This window comes from Microbulbifer sediminum, from assembly GCF_021729035.1.
Taxonomy (GTDB): Bacteria; Pseudomonadota; Gammaproteobacteria; order Pseudomonadales; family Cellvibrionaceae; genus Microbulbifer; species Microbulbifer sediminum.
In genome coordinates this window covers 2,501-5,975 of record NZ_JAJSAP010000014.1, presented here as the reverse complement: position 1 = coordinate 5,975, position 3,475 = coordinate 2,501, and the positions used below count along the sequence as shown (strand labels likewise).

The 3,475-nt window shown below is 52.3% G+C and carries 2 rRNA genes; both read right to left on the bottom strand.

Features of this window, described 5'->3' with window-relative positions:
• Window positions 1-131 precede the first annotated feature (131 nt).
• A 5S ribosomal RNA gene (rrf, locus tag LVD11_RS16835) occupies window positions 132-247 on the bottom strand.
• 213 nt (window positions 248-460) lie between these two features.
• A 23S ribosomal RNA gene (locus LVD11_RS16830) occupies window positions 461-3,341 on the bottom strand.
• Window positions 3,342-3,475 lie beyond the last annotated feature (134 nt).

Here is a 3,475-nt window from a genome sequence, read left to right as displayed (position 1 = left end):
TCCATGGCGGCGGCAACTGTTTGTTGGACCAGGCCCAAATCACCATGAGCTTTCTGCGAAGCAGAAACAGGTCATCGGCAGGCATAAAAAAAGCCCTGACCGCGTTAGCGATCAGGGCTTTTGCAATTGAAGCCTGACGATGACCTACTCTCACATGGCGAATCACCACACTACCATCGGCGATGTTGCGTTTCACTTCTGAGTTCGGCAAGGGATCAGGTGGTTCCACAACTCTATGGTCGTCAGGCAAACTGGCTTGGGTTGGCGATGGTCTTACGGGCTGTTGCCCTGCTCTGCCGTGTTACCGCCGTTTGCGTGATCTTCCGATCAACGGTAACCCCAAATAAGTCGGCGAAATATCCTGTAGTAATACACCGCAAGTCGTATGTCTCTTGCTCACAATCCGCTGGTCTCTCCATCATCGATAGATTGGCCAGTCGTTAGTAACCATCTCTGTTGTATGGTCAAGCCTCACGGGCAATTAGTACTGGTTAGCTCAACGCCTCACAACGCTTCCACACCCAGCCTATCAACCTGGTAGTCTTCCAGGGCCCTTTAGGGGACTCGAAGTCCCAGGGAGATCTCATCTTGAAGGAGGCTTCCCGCTTAGATGCTTTCAGCGGTTATCCCGTCCGAACATAGCTACCGGGCAATGCCACTGGCGTGACAACCCGAACACCAGAGGTTCGTTCACTCCGGTCCTCTCGTACTAGGAGCAACTCTTCTCAAATCTCCAACGCCCACGGCAGATAGGGACCGAACTGTCTCACGACGTTCTAAACCCAGCTCGCGTACCACTTTAAATGGCGAACAGCCATACCCTTGGGACCGGCTTCAGCCCCAGGATGTGATGAGCCGACATCGAGGTGCCAAACACCGCCGTCGATGTGAACTCTTGGGCGGTATCAGCCTGTTATCCCCGGAGTACCTTTTATCCGTTGAGCGACGACCCTTCCATACAGAATCGCCGGATCACTATGACCTACTTTCGTACCTGCTCGACATGTCTGTCTCGCAGTCAAGCGCACTTCTACCATTATGCTCATTGCATGATTTCCGACCATGCTGAGTGCACCTTCGTACTCCTCCGTTACTCTTTGGGAGGAGACCGCCCCAGTCAAACTACCCACCATACACTGTCCCCGATCCAGATAATGGACCTGGGTTAGAACCTCAAACATACCAGGGTGGTATTTCAAGGACGGCTCCACTGCAACTAGCGTCACAGTTTCAAAGCCTCCCACCTATCCTACACAAGTAGGCTCAAAGTTCAGTGCAAAGCTGTAGTAAAGGTTCACGGGGTCTTTCCGTCTAGCCGCGGGTACACTGCATCTTAACAGCGATTTCAATTTCACTGAGTCTCTGGTGGAGACAGCGTGGCCATCGTTACGCCATTCGTGCAGGTCGGAACTTACCCGACAAGGAATTTCGCTACCTTAGGACCGTTATAGTTACGGCCGCCGTTTACCGGGGCTTCGATCAAGGGCTTCGCCGAAGCTAACCCCATCAATTAACCTTCCGGCACCGGGCAGGCGTCACACCCTATACGTCCACTTACGTGTTTGCAGAGTGCTATGTTTTTAATAAACAGTCGCAGCCACCTGGTCACTTCGACCGACCTCAGCTTAGGGAGCAAGTCCCATCACCAAAGCCGGCGTACCTTCTCCCGAAGTTACGGTACCATTTTGCCTAGTTCCTTCACCAGAGTTCTCTCAAGCGCCTTGGTATTCTCTACCTGACCACCTGTGTCGGTTTCGAGTACGGTTCGCAATTGCCTGAAGCTTAGAAGTTTTTCCTGGAAGCAGGGCATCAACCACTTCACCTACCTAAGTAGGCTTCGTCATCAGCTCTCAGCCTTAGGGACCCGGATTTGCCTAAGTCCCCAGCCTACAGCCTTAAACATGGACAACCAATCGCCATGCTGGCCTAGCCTTCTCCGTCACTCCATCGCAGCAATTGCAAGTACAGGAATGTTAACCTGTTTCCCATCGACTACGGCTTTCGCCCTCGCCTTAGGGGCCGACTAACCCTGTCCCGATTAGCGTTGGACAGGAACCCTTGGTCTTCCGGCGGGGAGGTTTTTCACCTCCCTTATCGTTACTCATGTCAGCATTCGCACTTGTGATACCTCCAGCAAACCTCCCGGTTCACCTTCAACGGCTTACACAACGCTCCTCTACCATGCACATAGTGCATCCGCAGCTTCGGTTACCAGTTTGAGCCCCGGTATATCTTCCGCGCGGGCCGACTCGACTAGTGAGCTATTACGCTTTCTTTAAAGGATGGCTGCTTCTAAGCCAACCTCCTAGCTGTCTGGGCCTTCCCACATCGTTTCCCACTTAACTGGTATTTGGGACCTTAGCTGGCGGTCTGGGTTGTTTCCCTTTCCACGACGGACGTTAGCACCCGCCGTGTGTCTCCCGCGATTGCACTCCTCGGTATTCGGAGTTTGCATGGGGTTGGTAAGTCGGGATGACCCCCTAGCCCAAACAGTGCTCTACCCCCGAGGGTGAGACGCGAGGCGCTACCTAAATAGCTTTCGAGGAGAACCAGCTATCTCCCGGCTTGATTAGCCTTTCACTCCGATCCACAGGTCATCCCCTAATTTTTCAACATTAGTGGGTTCGGTCCTCCAATTGATGTTACTCAATCTTCAACCTGCCCATGGATAGATCGCCGGGTTTCGGGTCTATTGCCTGCAACTGAACGCCCTATTAAGACTCGATTTCTCTACGGCTCCCCTATGCGGTTAACCTTGCTACAGACAATAAGTCGCTGACCCATTATACAAAAGGTACGCAGTCACCCCGAAGGGCTCCTACTGCTTGTACGTATACGGTTTCAGGTTCTATTTCACTCCCCTCTCCGGGGTTCTTTTCGCCTTTCCCTCACGGTACTGGTTCACTATCGGTCAGCTGGGAGTATTTAGCCTTGGAGGATGGTCCCCCCATGTTCAGTCAAGATAACACGTGTCCCGACCTACTCGATTTCACTCAATGTGCCTTTTCGTGTACGGGGCTATCACCCTGTATCGCGGAACTTTCCAGATCCTTCCACTAAGACATAAAGAGCTTAAGGGCTAATCCCCTTTCGCTCGCCGCTACTCAGGGAATCTCGGTTGATTTCTTTTCCTCCGGGTACTTAGATGTTTCAGTTCCCCGGGTTCGCCTCCCTGACCTATGTATTCAGTCAGGGATACCTGTAAACAGGTGGGTTTCCCCATTCGGAAATCCCTGGATCAAAGTCTGTGTGCCGACTCCCCAGGGCTTATCGCAGGCTCCTACGTCCTTCATCGCCTCCAGCTGCCAAGGCATCCACCGTATACGCTTAGTCGCTTGACCATACAACACAAACGACTACTAACGACTTTTAACATCCAGATCACTCTGGACGCCGGATTGTGTGCTTGAGAGACACACAATATTGATGTTGAGTATTGTTAAGTACTCAACCTCGCCTTGCAGTGTATTACTAC